This window comes from Nonomuraea sp. NPDC005730 (genome assembly GCF_040630865.1).
Taxonomy (GTDB): Bacteria; Actinomycetota; Actinomycetes; order Streptosporangiales; family Streptosporangiaceae; genus Nonomuraea.
Genome location: NZ_JBEXYK010000006.1, coordinates 73,758 through 91,139 on the forward strand (window position 1 = coordinate 73,758; position 17,382 = coordinate 91,139).

Genomic DNA, 17,382 nt, shown 5'->3' on the forward strand with positions numbered 1-17,382 from the left:
CTATTCACTCCAGCTCAGGCGCTCTTCCTCAACGACCTCGGCGGAGCTCCTCAGGGGTGGATCATGGGTGGATCATGGGTGGGCGGGCGGCGGTGCACTGGTGGAGGGCGCTCGCCACCGCGTGGACGAGCGGGGCCTGGGAGACGTCCCAGACGAGGTTGAGACCGCTGTGGCTGCGGAGGGTGAGCCTGCCGTACCGCAGGACGGGCAGGCGGGCGTTGTTCTTGAAACGGCGGTCGGGGCCGCCGTTGACGTTGACGTAGCGCCAGGTGGAGTCCACGACCGTGCCGTCGCGTGGCACCGGGCCTCCTTCGATGAAGCGCGCGTGTTCCATGGCGACCTGGAGGTGCTGATAGGCCAGGTCGGCGACGTGGCGGCCGTCACGGAACAGGACACGGTCGGGGAGGAAGTGCACCGACAGGCTGCCCGCGGTCAGGGTCGGGACGGCGACGTTGGTGATCAGGATCCGCGGTCCCGCCAACCGGGCCGAGGCGTTCAGCCTGCGCAGCAGACTGGAGGCGCCGGCGTTCACCTTGAACTGGTAGGTGCTGGTGATCGCGCCGGACGCGGTGATCAGCCAGAACCCGCGGGCCCGCTGGAGGCCGGTGATCGAGCTGACGAGGTGATCGAAGCGCCGGGCGGCCTCGTCGGTCACGTCGTACATGACGACCACCGCGCGAGCCGCCCGGTCGCGCAGCGCCACCCACAGCACGCCGGGCAGCCCGACGGCGATGACGACCAGGCCGAAGCGTCCCGTCGCCGGCCCCGCGAGGAGCAGCGCGGCCAGGGCGAACGGCCAGTACGGCCGGCGTCCGGCGGCCTTCCGCAACTGCTGGACGACGTCGCTCGGCCGGGCCGGGACCAGGCTGACGACGTCGTGCATGACCACGTCACGCTCGGGCGCGGTGGTGCGGTAGGAGATCGCGCCACGTCCCATACGGACGACGTTGCCACGAGGGCTCATCCCCGCCCGAAGGCCCGGGATTCCGGTCGATACCCCCAATCCGGCCTGGCTGAGGGTGAAACGGAACGGTCCAACCCTGAGGCTGGTACGCACATAGAAACCCACGATGGGGAATCCCCCGGCCCCGGGTCCCCGTTACCTGCGCCGGGCGATGGAGACGTCCGCGCCGGCGCGGCGGGCCATCAGGCTTTCCAACAAAGCCCCGTTATCGACCGTGTCCGGTCGATAACGGGGGCAAAGTACTACTTCAGCACGTCCACGGCGACAGGCGACTGGTTGCCCTGCGCGTCGACCGCGACGACCTCCGCGCGGTACTTCGCGCCGTCACGCTGGACCGGGACCGGAACGTCCATGGTGGCGGCGGCGGGCACCACGTCGAAGCGGTTCGCGACCTTGGTGTTGAGCACCTCGGCGCCGTTGTCGGCGCGGGTGACGCGCACCTTGTAGTGGTACACCAACTCGTCGTCCTCGGCCTGTTCGACGCGCAGCGCAAGCCGGCCGTCCTTGCCGGTCCGGGCCGTCAGCGGGTGCTGGGACGTCCAGGCCGGGGCCGTGCGGTTGCGGTTGGCGTCGGTGTGGGTGAAGTTCTGCACGACCTGGGCGTCGCCGCCGGCCGTCCTGATCTCCCAGGGCTTGCCGGCCAGTGTCCCGTCGCTCTGGAACGGCGGCTTCCAGTTCGCCGACCACTTCCCGCCGGTGTAGATGTCGTGGAGGTCGGCGTTGAGGTTGATGCGGTTGACGACGGTGCGGCCCCGGTAGACCTCGACGGCCAGCCCCTGGGCGGTGGGGGTCTCGAAGCGATTGGCCAGCTGCCCTTCCGCGTCGAGCATCTGGTATCCGTGGTCGATCTCGATGTACGACGAGCTGCCGTCGTTGACCGCGGTGAAGTTCTTCTGGTGGATCGAGCGCGGGTCGTTCACGTTCAGGTGCGAGTGGCCCGAGAAGTAGACGGCGCGCGGGAACTTCGACAGATCCTCGGTCAGGCGCGGGTTGCTGGTCTGCTGTCCGTCCATCACGGTTCCCGGAGCCGGACGGTGTCCCTGGACGATGATCGGCAGGTCGCGGTAGGCGGGGTCCGCGGAGATCTGGCCGAGTTGTTCACGCAGCCAGGTGGCCTGGGCCGGGGAGTAGTTCTCGGTGTTGACCGTGATCATCGGGACACCCTTGATGTCCGTGCGGTAGTAGCCGTCGCCGGAGTCGGGGAACCACTCCTTGGGGTAGCCCGCACGGAGCTCGGCCAGGGTCGCGTCGTGGTTTCCGTACGACATGAAGACCTGGGTCGCGTTCATGCCCTTGCGTACGAGATTCTCCTTGAAGATGCGCGCGGTCAACTGGTGGTCCTTGCCGCGGCCGTCCCCGTTGTCGTTGATCATGTCGCCGTTGGAGAGGATGGCGTCCGGGGTGCCCGTGACCGCCGCGATGGTGTCGAAGTAGGACGACCAGCGGTGGCGGTCGGCCTCGTAGTCGCCGATGTGAACGTCCGAGACGATCATCATGCGGGCGATCGGCTGCTCTCCCTCGCGAATGAGGTACCCCTCGGACTTGACGGCGCCGGCCTGGTTGCCCTTGAAGGCGCGTGCCGTCAGATTCGTGTCCTCGGTGATGCGGATGGGCTTGCCGGCGAAGGTCGGGCTGCTCTTCGTGGGAATGCTGCCGTCGGTGGTGTAGCGGATCGTCTCGCCCTGCCTGGCCCGCAGCTCGACGGACACCGCCTGCTCGTACCGACCGCCATCGACACTGAACGCCGGGGCCTGCGGCGTCCCGTTCGGGACGGCCGACGCGCTGTGTGCCAGCGGGAACAGCCCCAGACCGATGCCGACCGAGACTGCTGCGATGTTGCGCCGGACAGCCGGTTCTCGGCGAACGGTGAAGTCGGCATGTCGCATGTGGTGCTCCCGATCTTGTCGCGGCGCGCTGCGCGCCGCGACACGTGCTTCAAAGGTCAACGACTTGAACCTGGAGCACCCAGGTGTACGGAAACGGCGACCTGCATGAAGTTCGCGCGACCTGGAAGGTAAGAAGTGCACCTCCCGCCCGCCGAGAGCCCCTGGAGCGGCTCCCGGCCGAAAGAGGCGAAGGGCCCTGTTCCGTTGGATGATCTCGGCCTGCATTTCCCAGAGCGGACGTTCCGCATGTGGATCTACGACCTCGTGACGGATCTGCGGGCCTGGTCAGGATCGGTTCCCTGGCGGTAACCCAGTGCCTTCGAAGTGCCGTCTTCCGCGGTCTTCGCTTGGTGACGCAAGATCCTTGGTGACCGAAGAGAACCATGGCAGAAGTCGTCAGGAGTGCCGTCGATGACCACGTCCTTCGCCGAGATCGAGAGCGAGTTCAACGCCTACGTCGGTGCCATCCGGTACGCCACGATGGTCACCGTCGACGCCAGGAACCGTCCCCGCACACCTCCTTCTCGTACTGGAAGCCCGGCAACAGCTCGGTCGCCATCGAGGCCACGGCCGCCTGGGACGACGACCTGGCGACCAAGCGCCACGTCTGGGACCTCTACCGGGCGACCAGCCCGCGCGGGGCCGGTTATGACCTCGGGGCGTTCTGGCGCTCGCCCGCCGACCCCGCGCTGCACGTCCTCCGCCTGGAACCCTGGCGCGTCCAGGTGATCCGCGGCGCCGATCTCCGCAGCCGCATCTGGACGCCTCCGGCATGACCCGACCACGGAAGGCCGCGGGTGGGGCCTCGCCCCACGGGATTGCCCGCTCACCGGTCAGTCCTCGTCGGGGAAGACCAGTTCGTCGCGCGTCGCCACGAGTTCGGCGGGAGGCGGCTTGATGTCGATCGGGTCGCCCCAGCCGGAGAACCGCACGTCGGCGGTCGTGACTTGGCGGTCCTTGACGTTCCAGAGGGAATCGGGCTCGTCATAGCGCGTCTGGCACCTGCGGACGAGCTGGTCGGCGCCGAGCCACAGCCGCCACTTCACGGGCAACCTGGTGTAGCTGGCATACCGTCCTGTGGGCTTGTCCAAGTCGGCCACCCACAGGCGCGGGTTCAGCTTGAACAATTCGCCGATGGTGGTGCTGCCCTCGTAGAGGGTGGTGCGGGTGCCGTCGTAGACGCCGGCGGCCCTCTTGGCCGTGGTGGTGGCCAGCACGTGCCGGAGGGTGGCAGGATCGCTCAGCCTGATCTTCCCGCAGTCCAGGGAGAGGTCGTTCTTCCCGGTCGTCAGGATCCACGACTTCCCCGCGGGCAGGTAGTCGGGCCGGTCGGACTCCCAGCCGTACGCGCGATCAGGGAAGAAGATGGCCCGGGAGGCACTCTCGGACGAGGACTTCGGGAAGCTGGTGTCCGTGGCCGCGATCCGCCCGCCACCGAACTCGTGGACGGACCGCGATCGGCTGGTCGAACGATCCTTGTTCGGCCCCCAGACACTCCGGTACACCGAAGTCTCCCGAACCCCGTCATGACCGAGGAGCTGCCGCTTCAGCGCCTCGACCGGACCGGGACGGGTGACCGCTTCGGCGCGCGGGCCGAAGATCGAGATCGAGGCCGTCAGCACGAGAGCCGACCCGATCGTCCATCGCCCCTTGCTCATACGCTCCCCTCTCGGTCGCATGCCGTCCGGAACGGAGGGCGTGGAAGATCATCGCGCAGGAAGATCTCAACGCCGTCACGACGGACGCCCGAGCCGGGCGTCAGGCCGCCGCGTCGTGGGCGACAGACCTCAGCGCGGGTCCGCGGCGTGGGCGAAGGCCGCGGCGCGGTCCCGGAGGAGGGCGGCGAGCTCGGGAGAGTCGACCACCTCGAAGGGCCATCGCACCCAGAGCAGGCCGCCGGCGAGGACCTCGAGGCGTACGTCCGCGATGCGCCAGTGTGTCGCCGCCTGGCCGGTGGCGGTCGTCGTCGGGGCGAAGTCCGTGGCGAAGCCGCCCATGTACGCCTGCACCTGCTCGATCGGGGCGTGGATCAGGATCGTCGCCGCGTGCCGGCGGGGCGGAGCGCCGAGCCGGCTGGTGACGAACGCGACCGGGTCGCCCCCGGGGACCTCCTCCGGCTCGAAGCGCACGCCCGTCGCCGATGCCCCCGTGATCCGGTCGACGCGCAACACCCGCCAGCCGCGGTCGAGGTCGCGGCAGACGAGGAACCACCGGGTCTGCCGGGGCACCAGGGCGGCGGGCTCGACGTGGCACGGGGACTCCCGTCCGGTGTCGGCCCCCTCCGTGCTCATCACGCGCAGCCGGACCCGCTCGGCGTCCCGGCAGGCCAGCGCCAGGACCGCCAGCACGCCGGCGTTCAGCGGCGCCGGATAGGCGCCGGCCACGGCGTTCGGCGTGCCGCCGAAGGCGACCGAGGAGCGCAGCGCCCGCACCCGCCGGCGCACCGCGGGGGGCATGACCTGCTCCATCTTGGCCAGGGCGGTGAGCGCGACCTCGCCGCCGCCGGCGGCGCCGCTGGCGGCCGACGAGGCCAGGGCGGCGGCCACGGCGAGCGCCTCGTCCGGGGTGAACACCAGCGGCGGCAGGTCGCTGCCCGTGGACAGCCGGTAGCCGCCGTCGGGGCCGCGACGCGCCTCGACGTGGTAGCCGAGGCGCCGCAGCCGCTCGACGTCCCGCCGGAGCGTGCGGCCGTCGACGCCGAGGCGGCCGGCGAGCTCGCCGCCGCTCCAGGATCGGCGGGCCTGCAGCAGCTCCAGCAGGCGCAGGGCCCGCCCGGTCGTGGTCTGTTCCGGCATATCCGCCGAGCCTAGTAGGAAGTGGACAGAAAATGCCCTAAACCCTCCCTAGGTTGGAGTTCGGGCCGGACGGACCGGCACCACTTCCCTGAGGTGAGTCACCTTGAGCATCCTTGTCACCGGCGCGACCGGCGCCGTCGGCCGTCACCTTGTCACGACCCTGCTCGCCCGCGGCGCCGCCGTCCGCGCGCTGACCCGCAAGCCCGACGACGCGGGCCTGCCGGCCGCGGTCGAGGTGGTGGCCGGAGACCTGGCCGACGCCACCACGCTCGGGCCGGAGGTGTTCGCCGATGTCGATCGTGCCTTCGTCTTCCCCGCCCAGGGCGTGGAGGCGTTCGTCGCCGCGGCCACCGCCCGCGGCGTCCACCGCTTCACCGTGTTGTCCTCCCTCGCCGCCGCGAAGGAGTTCCGGCGCGACCACGGCTCGGCGAGCCAGCTGCATCACACGGCGGTCGAGTCCGCCGTGACCTCACGCGCCGATGCCTGGACGATCCTGCGTCCCGGCACGTTCGCCGGCAACCTGCTCTCCTGGGCCGGGCAGATCCGCTCCGGCGCACCGATCCGGGCGCCCTACCTCGCGTCGGCGCAGGCCCCGATCCACGAGTACGACATCGCCGAGGCCGCCGCCGAGACCCTGCTCTCCGACGATCACGTGGGGACGGCGATCCCGCTCACCGGCCCGCGGGCCCTGACCCGCGCCGAACAGGTGGCGATCATCGGCGAGACCCTGGGACGGGAGATCCCGCTGGTGGAGATCACGCCGGCGGAGTTCCGTGCCGAGACCGGGCGGTTCATCCCCGAGCCCGTGATGAAGATGCTGCTCGACCACTGGCACGACACCCTCACCGTCCCCGACGTCCCGCGTCCGGTCACCGCGGTGACCGGACGGCCGGGCCGCACGCTCGCGGAATGGGTCGCCGACCACCGCGCGGACTTCACGGCCGGCTGACGCCGGCGAGGACCCGCCACCGCCGGGCAGGTCACGGCCTCCGGACGAGGGGTTCGTCGAAGATCATGGTGTCGTCGAGCGGCCAGCCCGGGTCGCCGGTGCGGGCGAAGCGCACCCAGGCGGCGTGCATCACGTCGGCCAGCGCCTGCGGCGCGCCCGGTCCCGCCGTGCGGGCGACGCCGGGCGCGTCCAGCACGTCGAAGACGAAGGGCAGGTCGAGGTTGTGCACCGCGCCCACGCGTCCGCCGCCGGCCGGGCTCTCGACGGGCGACTCCCACCGGAACTCGTAGGCGTAGGCGGGCCTGGCCTCGCGGATCCAGTGCGTCTCGCGGGTGAACAGGTGCCGGGTGACGGCGCGTCCGACCCGCTCGGCCGGGGTGAGGCCGGGTTCGTCCACCTGGACGCCGAGGTGGTCGAGCGCCGCCCGCGCGGCGGCCTCGTCGAGCCCGGCGGCCAGGCCGCGGACGAACACGTCGGCCTCCTGGGACGTGCAGCCGACCAGCAGCGGAAGGTGCCCGCCCGCGCCCGCCCGCAGGGCGTCCAGCGGGACGGCCGGGATCAGGTCGCCGTCGACGACCGGCTTGACCGGCACCGAATCGTTCAGCCCGCCGGAGCCGCCGGTCAGCGGCGGCGGTTGTGCGGCGACGAGCGCCTCGGGGGGCAGCGCGGCGAAGGACGCCCTGGTCGGGGCGATCCCCAGGCGGGCGGCGAGCGCTCTGGCGTGGTCGCGCGCCTCCTGCTCGCCGGCGACCAGGGTGGCCGAGCCGCTCATCACGATCGCGCGCCGGAACAGCCCTTCGGCGCGGGGCATGGTGAGCAGGGTCGCGACGGCCGCGGCGCCCGCCGACTGCCCGGCGATCGTCACGTTGCCGGGGTCGCCGCCGAAGGCCGAGATGTTGTCGCGCACCCACTCCAGCGCGGCCAGCCAGTCGAGCACGCCCCGGTTGAGCGGGGCGTCCTCCAGGGCCAGGAAGCCCTCGAAGCCGAGCCGGTAGTTGACGGCCACGCACACCACGCCGTCGCGGGCGAAGCGGTGGCCCTGGTGCCAGGCCGCCCCGTTGCCGCCGATGGAGAACGCGCCGCCGTGGATCCAGACCAGGACGGGCAGCCCCGTCTCGCCGGTGCCGGGGGTGCGCACGTCGAGGTTGAGGCAGTCCTCGCCGGTCTCGAAGACGTCGGGCGCGTACAGGCCGATGTCCGCACCGGCCGCCTGCGGGGCGGCGGGGCCGCGCGTGACGGCGGGCCGCACGCCGTCCCACGGCGGTGGCGGGACGGGCGCGCCGAAGCGGTGCTCGCCGAAGGGCGGGGCGGCGTACGGCACGCCGAGGAAGGCCAGGCCGCCCTCCTCCGCCCTGCCCTCGACCAGCCCGGACGTGGTACGGACGATCATGCGCGACGCCATCCGGCCGTCCCTTCGACGATTCTGACGGCCGCCCGGGTGAGCGGTTCGAGGCCGTCCTCGTCAACCTTGTCGAGGGTGTCGGCCGAGTCGAACAGGTACATGGGAGCCGACAGGAAGTGCACCAGCGGCACCCCTTCGGGGTGGAAGAAGGCCCCGTCGGTGGGCGGCATGGGGGAGAAGGCGTCCGGCGGCAGCACGAACGAGCGTCTCAGGTCCTCCGCGACGAGGGCCCCCGCCACCAGGCTCTCCAGCTCCGGCTTCCGGGTGGTGAACCACCAGCCGGGTTCGGGGTCGCCGGTGGGGACCAGCTCGCCGTCCACGACCACGCACCGCCGGGCGGCGTGCTCCAGGTGGAGCTGGAGCACGACGTCGCCGAGCAGGCCGCGGTGCTGCTCGATGAAGGCCCGGGTACCGGCGGCGTGCGCCATGTGCCCCGCGGTCAGCAGGAAGAGCAGGTTGTGCGGCCGGTCCCGCTCGGGCACGCCCGCCCAGTACCGGGCGGCGGCCAGCACCAATGCGATCCCCGAGGCGTCCTCGACGGCCGAGGCCCAGGGCGCGTCGTGGTGCGAGCCGATGATCACCCACTGGTCGGAGCGGCCGGGAAGCGTGCCGATCACGTTGTGCGAGACGGCCGGGCCGGTCTCCGACTCGACGGTGAGCGTGCCCGTGCAGGGGCCCGCGTCGACCAGGTCGAGCACCCGACGCGAGTCGCCGCCCGACAACCAGACGGCCGGCAGGTCGCGGTGCACGGCGTCGTAGGGCACGTAGTAGTCGCGGGTCTCCCACGGCACCCCGGTCAGCGCGCCCGCGAACGCGGCGGCGCCGCCGTCGATCACGCCCTGGAGCACGTCCAGGTAGTCGAGCTGGAACGGCAGCGTCTGGACCAGGTCGTCGAAGACGCCCTCCGGGTCGTGCACGGCCGTCGCCAGGTCCCTGACGTAGGACTGCGGCAGCTCGGTGAAGGCGTACTCGGGCACGACGATCGCGCCCGGCACGACCTCGCGGCTGACCGGCGCGGTCACGGTCGCCTTCGGCGTGGTGTACGGCAGCGCGGACGCCGCCACCCGCACGACCCGCGACGGGTCGGCGTCCAGGCGCACCACCAGGGACGCCGTCACCGGCCGCCAGACGGGCAGCTCGACCGGCGCGAGCCGTACGTCGCGCAGCCCGAACTCGGTGAGACGCCCGGCGGCCCACGCGGCGGTCCAGTCGTCGGCCGGGTAGCCGGGACGCCGGACGCCGCGCGCGGTGACCGTCCCGATCCACTCCATCATCAGCGCGGCGCCGGGGATCAGGTCCGGGATCATCGTTTCAGCCCTCCGAAGGTGAGCCCCGCCACGTAGTAGCGCTGCAGCGCGACCATGAGGACGAACGGCGGCACGGCGGTGACCAGCGCCGCGGTGGTGGTCAGGTGGTAGGTGACGCCGACCTCGCTCTGGAAGTTGGCCAGCCCCACCGGCAGCGGCCACAGCTCCTGCTCGTTGGCCACGATCAGCGGCCACAGCAGGTTGTCCCACTGCGCCAGGAAGTGCACCAGGAACAGGGTGATGAGCGCGGGCCGCAGCAGCGGCACGGCGATGCGCGCGAAGATGCGGAACTCCCCCGCGCCGTCGACCCGCGCGGCCAGCAGCAGCTCCTTCGGGATGCCGAGGGCGAACTGGCGCACCAGGAAGACGCCGAACGCGCTGATCATGCCCGGCACCATCATGCCCTGGAACGTGTTGACCCAGCCGAGCTCCTTCACGATGAGGAAGACCGGGATGACCATGACCATCGGGGTGAGCGCGAGCGTGCCGACCACCAGCGCGAACAGGACGCGGCGGCCGGGGAAGGACAGGTGGGCCATGGCGTGCCCGGCGGCGGCCGAGAAGATCACGTCCAGGACGCCGGTGCCGACGCACAGGATCAGGCTGTTGCGCAGGTACGTGGGCAGGTTGCCCGCGCCGAACAGCGCCCCGATGTTCTCGGGCAGGTGGAAGCCGTTGAAGACCAGCCCGCGCAGGTCGGTGTCGTCGGGCGCCGAGGCGACGACGAGCATGGCGTAGACCGGCAGCAGCATGAACCCGACCGCGACGATCAGCCAGACGGCGCGCAGCACCCTCATTCGTCGCCGCCCTTCAGGAACGCGAACTGCAGCGCCGAGACGATCACCATGGCGACCAGCAGCACCATGCCCATGGCGGCGGCGTAGCCCATGTGCTCGTAGGGGAAGGCGTTGGCCCAGATGTAGTACGGCAGCACCTGGGTGGCGTCGGCGGGCCCGCCGCCGGTGAGCAGGAACGCGGGCACGAACGCCTGCATCGATCCGGCGACCGAGATGACCAGGACGAACAGCAGCGTCCTGCGCAGCAGCGGGAGCGTGATGCGGGTGAACGTGGTCACCGGCCCCGAGCCGTCGATGGCGGCGGCCTCGTACACCTCGCCGGGCAGCGCCTGCAGGCCGGCGGTCAGGATGATCACGAACAGCCCCATGCTCTTCCAGACGACCATCACGACCAGGGCCCAGATGGCCAGGCCGGAGCTGGTCAGCCAGGACTGCGGGGGGATCCCGGCCAGGCCGAGGAGGGTGTTGGCCAGGCCGCGGTCGGAGTAGATGATCACCCAGACCATGGACGTGGCGGCGAGCGGCATCACGGCCGGGATCATGACGAGCGCCCTGAGCCAGCGGTTGAGCCGTCCCGGCCTGCTCAGTGGCACGGCCACCAGCAGGGCCAGCACGATCGTCGGGACGACCGTGCAGACCGTGTAGACGACGGTGATCCACGCCGAGTTGAGGAAGCCGGGGTCGGCGAACATGCGCTCGTAGTTGTCCAGGCCGATCCAGTTGGGCGTCCCGGCCATCTCGTAGTCGGTGAAGCTGAGATAGATCGCGGACAGGAACGGGACCAGCCAGAACACCACGAAGAAGACGGCCACCGGAAGGGTCAGCGCCACGCCCGCCGCGGCCTGCGGCCGGGCCCTGACCCCGCCGAGCACCCCGCCGAGCAGCCCGCCGGACACTCCGCCGGGCCGGGCGCCGAGCACGCTCACAGGACCGGTCGCACGGTGGCGTCGAAGGTCGCCGCGGCCTGGGCCGGGGTCGCCTTGCCGTGGGCGACGGAGTCGACGGCGCCGGACGCGGCCTTGGCCAGTTCGAGCGCGCCGGGGATGATCGGGCCGAAGTCGACGTGCGGCAGGCTGTCGGCGACGATCTGCATGATCTCGGACTTGCCGCGCGGCCCGGCCTCGCGCCAGCCCTTGGTCGGGATGATGATGCCGTTGTCGAGGTTGGCGGCCACCGACGGGGCGCCCTGGAGGTAGTTGACCAGGTGCCAGGCGGTGAACTGGTTGGGCGAGTCCTTGGCCACGCCCCAGCCCCACGTGTAGGCGGGGACGACGGACGGCCCGCCGGCCCAGGTGGGCATGGGCGCGACGCCGTACTGCTTGCCGAAGGTGAGCTTGTCCTTGCCCAGCTTCTCCAGCGCGGGGCCGAGAAAGGCGCCGCTGACGACCATGGCGGCCTGGCCCGAGTAGAACAGGCCGAGCGCGCCCAGCGGGTTGGAGAGCTTGGGGTTGCCGAGACCCGACATGTAGGTCAGGGCGGCGATGCCCTGCTCGGTGGCCAGCGACGCCTTGCCGCCGCCCGCCGCGACGAGCTCGCCGCCCTTGCCGCGGACGAGGGCGGTCAGCGTCATGAGGGCCCACTGGGGATCGCCGTAGAGCCACTGCAGGCCGACCCGCGCCCGGTCGGCCGAGGTCAGCTTGGCGCTGTACTCGGCGACCTCCTCCCAGGTCGCCGGGGGCTTGTCGGGGTCGAGCCCGGCCTGCTCGAACCGGTCCTTGCGGTAGTAGAGCAGGCAGGGGTTGAAGTCGATGGGCACGCCGTAGGGCACGTCCTGGTAGGTGAGCGGGGTGGTCGTGCCCGGCTCGTAGTTCCCCAAGGGGAGGGCCTTGGTGTCGACGGGGGCGAGCCGCTGCTTCTTGGCGTGGGCGGGGAAGCTCCAGTGGCCGATCTTGAAGACGTCGGGCGGGGCGCCGCCGCTGAAGGCGGTCAGCAGTTTGGCGTCGAGCTGGCCCACGGGCAGGTAGAGCAGCTTGACGTCGACCTTGAACTCGGCGATGTAGCGGTGCACGAGCTCCTGGAACTGCTGGCCGGTGTCCTGCGAGCCGTGCAGCCAGACGGTGACCTCGCCGTGCGGCCCGGCGGCCGCGGCCTGCTGCCGGGGCTGGTCCTTGCCGCATCCGGCGAGCAGGGTGAGCGCGCCGGCGGCGAGGAGCCCACGCCGCGTCAGATCCGCCATGGTGGTTCTCCTAGGTGAGGTTCTTGAGCGCCTGGTTCTGCCAGGCGGTGTTGGTGGGGAGCTCGGGGGCGCTGCCGGCGAACGCCCCGCGGGCCTGGGCGTCGGCCTGGAGCCGGTACCTCAGCCAGGCGGTCACGTAGCCGAGGGAGGCCCCGCCGGTGTTCTGGATGTCGTTGTGTCCCGCGCCCTTGAGCAGCGCCCGGCCCGCTCCGGCGGTGGCCTGGTCGTAGTAGCCCTGCACGGTCGCGGCCGAGGAGATCAGCCAGTCGTCCGCGCCGCTGAGGAAGAGCACCGGGCAGGTCAGGGCGGCGACGGAGAACTCGTCCCCCGGGCTCGCCATCCACTGCGCGGGCACGGCGATCGGCACGACGGTCTTGATCAGCCCGGCGGAGTGGTTGGCCGCGTTGACGACCCCGCCCGCGCCCTGGGAGTGGCCGACGGCGCCGACCTGGGCGGTGTTCAGCTTGCCGTGGAAGACGCTGGCGGGGTCCGCGCCGAGACCGGCGAGGTGCTGGGCGGCGGCGAGGATCTCGGCGCCGGTGCCCGTGGTGGTGTCGGTGGAGGCGACCACCGCGAAGCCCCAGGAGGCCAGGTGGTTGAGCAGCCCCGGATAGTTGTCGGGGGTGGCCCACGAGCCGTTGCCCCACGTGACGATCGGGTGGGTGACGCCGCCCGCGCCGAGGTTCGAGGGGTAGTAGAGCCGGTGGCCGCCCGAGGTGCCGGTGGCGACCGGCCACGGACCCGTCGCCTTGTAGATGGTCTCGATGGTGGAGGCGGCGTCGGCCGCGGTGGCCGACGACAGGAATCCGGCCGACATGAGGCCGAGCGCCCCTGCCCGCAACGCCTGCCGACGAGTGAAGTTCTCCATGGTCACCTCGTGGGATATTTGGAGACGTGAACGTCTCCTAAGAGAGGGAAGTACGATCGGTGAGCGATGTCAAGAGATGAACAGAAGGAAGTTCCGGCGGCCCGGCCGCTTCCCCGGGGGCGGCACGGGCTCTCCCCCGACACGGTGCGCGAGTCGCAGCGCGACCGCCTCGTGGAGGCCATGCTGCGGCTCGTCGCCAGGCGCGGCTACGCCGCCACGAGCGTGCCGGACGTGATCGCCGCCGCGCGGGTCTCGCGCAACGCCTTCTACGCCCAGTTCACCGACAAGGAGGCGTGCTTCCTCGCCGGATGCGAGCGCGACCTGCCCGAGATGATCGACTCGATCCGCGCGGCCGCGTCGGGGGCGGGCGACCGCTGGCGCGCGGCGCTGCGGCTGGGCCTTGCCGCCTACCTGCGGTGGTGGCAGGAGCGCCCGGAGTACGCGCAGGCGTACTTCGTGGAGTTGCCGAGGGCGGGCGAGCGGGCCGTCGAGCAGCGCGACAGCGCCTACCGGCCCTTCCTGGACATGCTGGCGGCGCTGGCCGCCCGGGCCAGGCTGGAGGACCCCTCGCTGCCGCCGCTGCGCGCCGCGATCCCCCGGCTGATCGTCTACGGCACCACCGAGTTCATCGCCTCGGAGGTGCGCGCGGGCCGCGCGGCCACGCTGACGTCGTCGGCGGGCGACCTCTACCACTACACGGTCGCCCTGCTCGCCGGCCCCGATCACGGCATCGGGACCACCCCTTCCGCCTGAACCCGCCAGCCCTCGGGGAAGCAGCCCGATGCCGCCATGTGGGCGACGGCGGCCAGCAGGCCGCCGTTGCCCGGCAGGTAGAGGGGCAGCAGGCCGGGCCACTGGTGGTTGTGGCCGCTGGGCAGGTAGGTGTTCTTCGGGGCGTCCATCAGCAGCGCGTCGACGGCGGTGCCGGGCTCGCCGAGCCGGGCCGCGCACATGGCGAGCATCGGGAAGTCCCAGCCCCAGGCGCTGTCCCAGTCCCAGTCGGCGAGCACGTCGTGCAGGGTGGCCCGCATGGTCTCGGGGTCGATCAGCGGGGTGGGCGGCACGAACCCGAGCGCGCCGGTCATCGAGGGATGGTCGGTCCTGACCGTGTACGGCTCCACGCCGATGGCCGCGTACACGCCGTCGCGCACCAGCGGACGGGCCAGGCCGTCCAGCACCCGCGCCCACTCCGGGTCGGGATCGAGGCCGAGCAGGCCCCGCCACCGCTGGGCCGTCGACAGCCCCCACCACCAGTAGGCCAGCTCGAACGCGGGATCGCGCACCGACCTCCTGGACTCGTGGTAGGACTCCTGCGCCGGCACCAGCGGCGGCCCCAGGTGCCCGCCGGCCGCGAAGGATGCCATGAACTCGGCCGTCTCGAACACCAGGTCCCGGTACTCCTCCAGCGCCTCCGGGCGGATCCGGCGGAGCAGCTCGGCGAAGTGGATCAGGTGCGGCTGCTGCCAGACGATGAAGGCGCCGATCTCGCTGGGGCTCTCCCTGCCCTCCGGCCCCACCTGCTTGGGCCAGCGGGCGCCGCGGAACCCCTGCCGCGCGGCCGTGGCCCTGGCCCGCGGCAGGATCGAGCGGTACCACGGCAGGCTCCGCTCCAGCAGCTCCGGCCGGCCCCACAGGGCGAAGTGGGCGGCGTGCCACCAGTGCATCTCCAGGTGGAACTTGCCGCTCCAGGAGTTGACGGCCAGCCCGGTCTCCTGCGGCGGGGTGGTGCCGGCGCAGTTGACCGCGGTGAGGTACTGCGAGAGCACGACCCGGCGTTCGAGCTCGGGCGCGCGCGGGTCGGCGCTGCCCTCGAAGCTGACCGCGCCGCCGCGCGTCCAGAACCGCTCCCAGTGGGCGGCGGCGGCCGTACGGACCTGGGAGAAGGACGGCAGGGCGGCGCCGACGGGGTGCCGGGCGAACTCGACGACGAGCTCCAGCTCCTCGCCCTGGATCAGGTACACGTGGGGGGCGGGCGAGGTGAACCGCGCCGGCCCCGTCCACTCGGCGGCCACATGGTAACCGTCCTGGTCCAGGACGCGGGTGAAGTCGCAGCGCGAGCCGCGCCGCGTGCACGTGGTGGTGTGCCGGTCGGGGCTGTCCCAGTCGGCGGTGGTGTGCCAGCCGTCGCTGGCGTAGGGGAAGGCGATCCTGATGCCCGTGCCGCCCACGACGCGTACGGCCAGCAGGTCGCGCTCGGGATGACAGACCGTCTCCACCTCGTGCGGCCGGCCGCCCAGCTCGAAGGAGCTGGACAGCGTGCCGGTCCACAGGTCGAGGGTCTGCGCCGACCGGCCGATCGGATCGCCCTCACCGGCGTCCAGGCCGATCCGGCCGAGATGCAGGCGGTGCGGGTTCACGTGCAGCCAGCCGCCCGCCTCGGTGGCCGGATAGAGGTCGGGATAGCCGACGCCGTCGTAGTCGGTGAGCGCGTCGGCCAGCACGTGGCCCTTGGGGTTGGGCATCGTGTGCCAGCCCCACTGCGCCTGCGTGCCGAGCGGCGCGAACGTCTGGAGCCCGGTGGCGTCGGCGGTGAAGGCGAACTCGCCGTTGCCGACGGTCAGCGGGCACCCGGCGTCGGCGATGTTGTGCCGGCGCACGAGTGCCCTTCTGTCCATGCTCACGCACACCCCGGCGTGCCGGCGGCGCGCTGCTGGCGCATGGTCGTCACGTCGCCCGCGACGGCCGACTGGGCCATCGGGCCGAGGTCGAGCACGACGTCGGTGAAGGCGAGCGACGCCTTGCGCATCACCGGCAGGTCGATCGCCTCGGCGCCGAACTGCGGCGAGAACAACGTCTTGGGCGCGGCGATGGGCGCGATGACGGGCAGCAGGTGCTGGTTGTACGGCGTGCCCTCGCCGCCGAAGCTGCAGTGGCGCGGCACGGTGGCGAGGTCGGCCGCCGACAGGCCCTTGAGCACGGCGGTGCGCCGCACGTCCCAGTACTCGATGTGGCCCTTGACGAGCTCGCGCAGCGGCGTGCTCTCGCTGACGGGGACCCACAGCAGCTCGGTAAGAGTGGGGCTGGCGACGAGCTGCTTGCCCGGCAGGCCGTTCGGCCTGGCGACCGCGTCGTAGCGCCTGGCGCCGAGGTGTTCGAGCACGACGACGGAGGAGACCTTGCCCTGGTCGTACTCGGCGTCGAGCTGGGCGGCGAGCTGACCGGCGCCGCCCTCGCGGACGTCGGGACCGGTCAGGTGCTGGTAGAGGTGGCCGGTCACGAACGCGAACTGCACGGTCCGCGGACGGCACTCCACCGGCAGCGACGACAGGTAACGGGCCATCTCGATCATGGTGAGCGGGCCGTTGTCCCACACCGGGCTCATGCCGTCGGTGTGGCTCTCCACCACGATCTTCTGGGCGCTCCCGCCGGGCAGCGTGGCGAGCAGGGTGCGGGTCGGCGTCGGCGTCCAGGCCGCGTTCACCTTCAGCGACGCCTGGACCGGCTGCCCGGCGGCCAGCGCGTCCTTGATCTGCTTGCCCTGGTCGGCGCCGACGTACGCGCCGGGCACGCCGTACGGCAGGCCCTCGTAGGGCGCGTACATGTCCTTGATCTGGGCGTGCGGGAGCTGGCTGACCTCGATCACGCCCAGCGCGCCCGCGGCGGCGGCCGCCTTGAGGTCGGCGTCGGCCGCGGCCGGGGCCTCCATCGACTCCGAGCCGAGCAGGTTGATCGTCATGCCCGGGTCGTACATGGAGTAGCCGAGGGTGGGCGGATAGAACAGCAGGTTGGGCACGCTGGTCCAGGGCAGGTCCCGGACGACGATCTTCCCGGCGGCGTTGGCGGCGGTGATGTTCGTCCCCGCGGCCAGGTGGACGAGCGGCGCCGAGACGCCGCCCGCGCCGGTGGAGGAGGAGAACGGCACGGGGGCGGCGACCTGTACGGACGTGCCGCCGACGGTCAGCCCGGTGCCGAGGTTGTCCCAGCGGTCGATGGTGTAGGGCAGGGAGGAGAGCTGGAGGCCGGGGATGGCCGCCATCTCCTCCTCCAGCCAGTCGACGTAGCCGGCGTGCGCGGCCGAGCCGGTCGGCCTGGGCCCGAACGTTCCCTGCTTCGTGGCCAGGGCGCTCAGGCGGGCCTCGGAGGCGAACGCGGCCGGGTCCACCCGGACCGGGCAGGCCGTGGCGGACGCCTGGGCCAGGGCCGGTTGCGCGGGCGCGACCAGCGGGAGGAGAAGGGCGAGGAGAGCGAGTCGTCTCACGTGGGGGGTCCTTCCATCGAATCGTTTCAATGCATGGCCC

At 71.9% G+C, this 17,382-nt stretch carries 15 protein-coding genes; 3 read left to right on the forward strand and 12 right to left on the reverse strand.

Going from position 1 to position 17,382, the window contains the following annotated elements; genetic code table 11:
* Positions 1-61: 61 nt before the first annotated feature.
* Together ABZ444_RS11500 and ABZ444_RS11505 are read right to left on the reverse strand one after the other, a co-directional pair.
* Positions 62-1,069, reverse strand: coding sequence for a DUF4236 domain-containing protein (locus ABZ444_RS11500; RefSeq protein ID WP_357994859.1), 1,008 nt, complete (start codon positions 1,067-1,069; stop codon positions 62-64).
* A gap of 137 nt (positions 1,070-1,206) precedes the next feature.
* Positions 1,207-2,850 (reverse strand): chitobiase/beta-hexosaminidase C-terminal domain-containing protein, encoded by a 1,644-nt coding sequence (locus ABZ444_RS11505; RefSeq protein WP_357994860.1) that lies wholly within the window; start codon positions 2,848-2,850, stop codon positions 1,207-1,209.
* Positions 2,851-3,233: 383 nt separating this feature from the next.
* Between ABZ444_RS11505 and ABZ444_RS11510 the strand changes: the two genes are divergently transcribed.
* On the forward strand, positions 3,234-3,626 hold the full coding sequence (locus tag ABZ444_RS11510; RefSeq protein WP_357994861.1) for a hypothetical protein: 393 nt from the start codon (positions 3,234-3,236) through the stop codon (positions 3,624-3,626).
* A 57-nt stretch (positions 3,627-3,683) separates the two neighbouring features.
* On the opposite strand, the gene ABZ444_RS11515 is transcribed toward ABZ444_RS11510, so the two are convergent.
* Positions 3,684-4,508 carry a hypothetical protein gene (locus ABZ444_RS11515; RefSeq protein WP_357994862.1) on the reverse strand — a complete coding sequence of 275 codons (825 nt, stop codon included), beginning with the start codon at positions 4,506-4,508 and terminating at the stop codon, positions 3,684-3,686.
* A 129-nt stretch (positions 4,509-4,637) separates the two neighbouring features.
* Positions 4,638-5,645 carry a WYL domain-containing protein gene (locus ABZ444_RS11520; protein ID WP_357994863.1) on the reverse strand — a complete coding sequence of 336 codons (1,008 nt, stop codon included), beginning with the start codon at positions 5,643-5,645 and terminating at the stop codon, positions 4,638-4,640.
* 103 nt (positions 5,646-5,748) lie between these two features.
* On the opposite strand from ABZ444_RS11520, the gene ABZ444_RS11525 reads away from it, so the two are divergent.
* Positions 5,749-6,594 carry an NAD(P)H-binding protein gene (locus ABZ444_RS11525; protein WP_357994864.1) on the forward strand — a complete coding sequence of 282 codons (846 nt, stop codon included), beginning with the start codon at positions 5,749-5,751 and terminating at the stop codon, positions 6,592-6,594.
* 31 nt (positions 6,595-6,625) lie between these two features.
* Here the strand turns inward: ABZ444_RS11525 and ABZ444_RS11530 are convergent, their stop codons facing one another.
* Genes ABZ444_RS11530 through ABZ444_RS11555 form a run of 6 tightly spaced genes read right to left on the reverse strand, consistent with a single transcriptional unit; the run spans position 6,626 to position 13,144 of the window.
* Positions 6,626-7,996, reverse strand: coding sequence for a carboxylesterase family protein (locus ABZ444_RS11530; RefSeq protein WP_357994865.1), 1,371 nt, complete (start codon positions 7,994-7,996; stop codon positions 6,626-6,628).
* On the reverse strand, positions 7,981-9,303 hold the full coding sequence (locus tag ABZ444_RS11535; protein WP_357994866.1) for a M28 family peptidase: 1,323 nt from the start codon (positions 9,301-9,303) through the stop codon (positions 7,981-7,983). The genes ABZ444_RS11530 and ABZ444_RS11535 overlap by 16 nt, the downstream gene beginning before the upstream one ends.
* Positions 9,300-10,100: a carbohydrate ABC transporter permease gene (locus ABZ444_RS11540; RefSeq protein ID WP_357978733.1), complete on the reverse strand. Its 801-nt coding sequence runs from the start codon at positions 10,098-10,100 to the stop codon at positions 9,300-9,302. Before ABZ444_RS11540 ends, ABZ444_RS11535 begins: the two co-directional genes overlap by 4 nt.
* Entirely contained in the window at positions 10,097-11,026 is a 930-nt protein-coding gene (locus ABZ444_RS11545; RefSeq protein WP_357994867.1) for a sugar ABC transporter permease, read from the reverse strand. Before ABZ444_RS11545 ends, ABZ444_RS11540 begins: the two co-directional genes overlap by 4 nt.
* On the reverse strand, positions 11,023-12,276 hold the full coding sequence (locus tag ABZ444_RS11550) for an ABC transporter substrate-binding protein (protein ID WP_357994868.1): 1,254 nt from the start codon (positions 12,274-12,276) through the stop codon (positions 11,023-11,025). The genes ABZ444_RS11545 and ABZ444_RS11550 overlap by 4 nt, the downstream gene beginning before the upstream one ends.
* Positions 12,277-12,286: 10 nt before the next feature.
* Positions 12,287-13,144, reverse strand: coding sequence for an alpha/beta hydrolase (locus tag ABZ444_RS11555; RefSeq protein WP_357994869.1), 858 nt, complete (start codon positions 13,142-13,144; stop codon positions 12,287-12,289).
* Positions 13,145-13,210: 66 nt separating this feature from the next.
* Between ABZ444_RS11555 and ABZ444_RS11560 the strand changes: the two genes are divergently transcribed.
* Positions 13,211-13,897, forward strand: a complete 687-nt coding sequence (locus ABZ444_RS11560; RefSeq protein WP_357994870.1) for a TetR/AcrR family transcriptional regulator — start codon at positions 13,211-13,213, stop codon at positions 13,895-13,897.
* On the opposite strand, the gene ABZ444_RS11565 is transcribed toward ABZ444_RS11560, so the two are convergent.
* Positions 13,867-15,759, reverse strand: coding sequence for a hypothetical protein (locus ABZ444_RS11565; RefSeq protein ID WP_357994871.1), 1,893 nt, complete (start codon positions 15,757-15,759; stop codon positions 13,867-13,869). The genes ABZ444_RS11560 and ABZ444_RS11565 overlap by 31 nt on opposite strands.
* A gap of 2 nt (positions 15,760-15,761) precedes the next feature.
* Positions 15,762-17,342 (reverse strand): hypothetical protein, encoded by a 1,581-nt coding sequence (locus ABZ444_RS11570; RefSeq protein ID WP_357994872.1) that lies wholly within the window; start codon positions 17,340-17,342, stop codon positions 15,762-15,764.
* Positions 17,343-17,382: the final 40 nt, after the last annotated feature.

Bases quoted from the DNA above. Each gene is read 5' to 3' on its own strand.
- ABZ444_RS11505 (WP_357994860.1), bottom strand. From the start codon at position 2,850: ATGCGACATGCCGACTTCACCGTTCGCCGAGAACCGGCTGTCCGGCGC.
- ABZ444_RS11510 (WP_357994861.1), top strand. From the start codon at position 3,234: ATGGCAGAAGTCGTCAGGAGTGCCGTCGATGACCACGTCCTTCGCCGA.
- ABZ444_RS11515 (WP_357994862.1), bottom strand. From the start codon at position 4,508: ATGAGCAAGGGGCGATGGACGATCGGGTCGGCTCTCGTGCTGACGGCC.
- ABZ444_RS11520 (WP_357994863.1), bottom strand. From the start codon at position 5,645: ATGCCGGAACAGACCACGACCGGGCGGGCCCTGCGCCTGCTGGAGCTG.
- ABZ444_RS11530 (WP_357994865.1), bottom strand. From the start codon at position 7,996: ATGGCGTCGCGCATGATCGTCCGTACCACGTCCGGGCTGGTCGAGGGC.
- ABZ444_RS11535 (WP_357994866.1), bottom strand. From the start codon at position 9,303: ATGATCCCGGACCTGATCCCCGGCGCCGCGCTGATGATGGAGTGGATC.
- ABZ444_RS11540 (WP_357978733.1), bottom strand. From the start codon at position 10,100: ATGAGGGTGCTGCGCGCCGTCTGGCTGATCGTCGCGGTCGGGTTCATG.
- ABZ444_RS11550 (WP_357994868.1), bottom strand. From the start codon at position 12,276: ATGGCGGATCTGACGCGGCGTGGGCTCCTCGCCGCCGGCGCGCTCACC.
- ABZ444_RS11555 (WP_357994869.1), bottom strand. From the start codon at position 13,144: ATGGAGAACTTCACTCGTCGGCAGGCGTTGCGGGCAGGGGCGCTCGGC.
- ABZ444_RS11560 (WP_357994870.1), top strand. From the start codon at position 13,211: ATGTCAAGAGATGAACAGAAGGAAGTTCCGGCGGCCCGGCCGCTTCCC.
- ABZ444_RS11565 (WP_357994871.1), bottom strand. From the start codon at position 15,759: ATGGACAGAAGGGCACTCGTGCGCCGGCACAACATCGCCGACGCCGGG.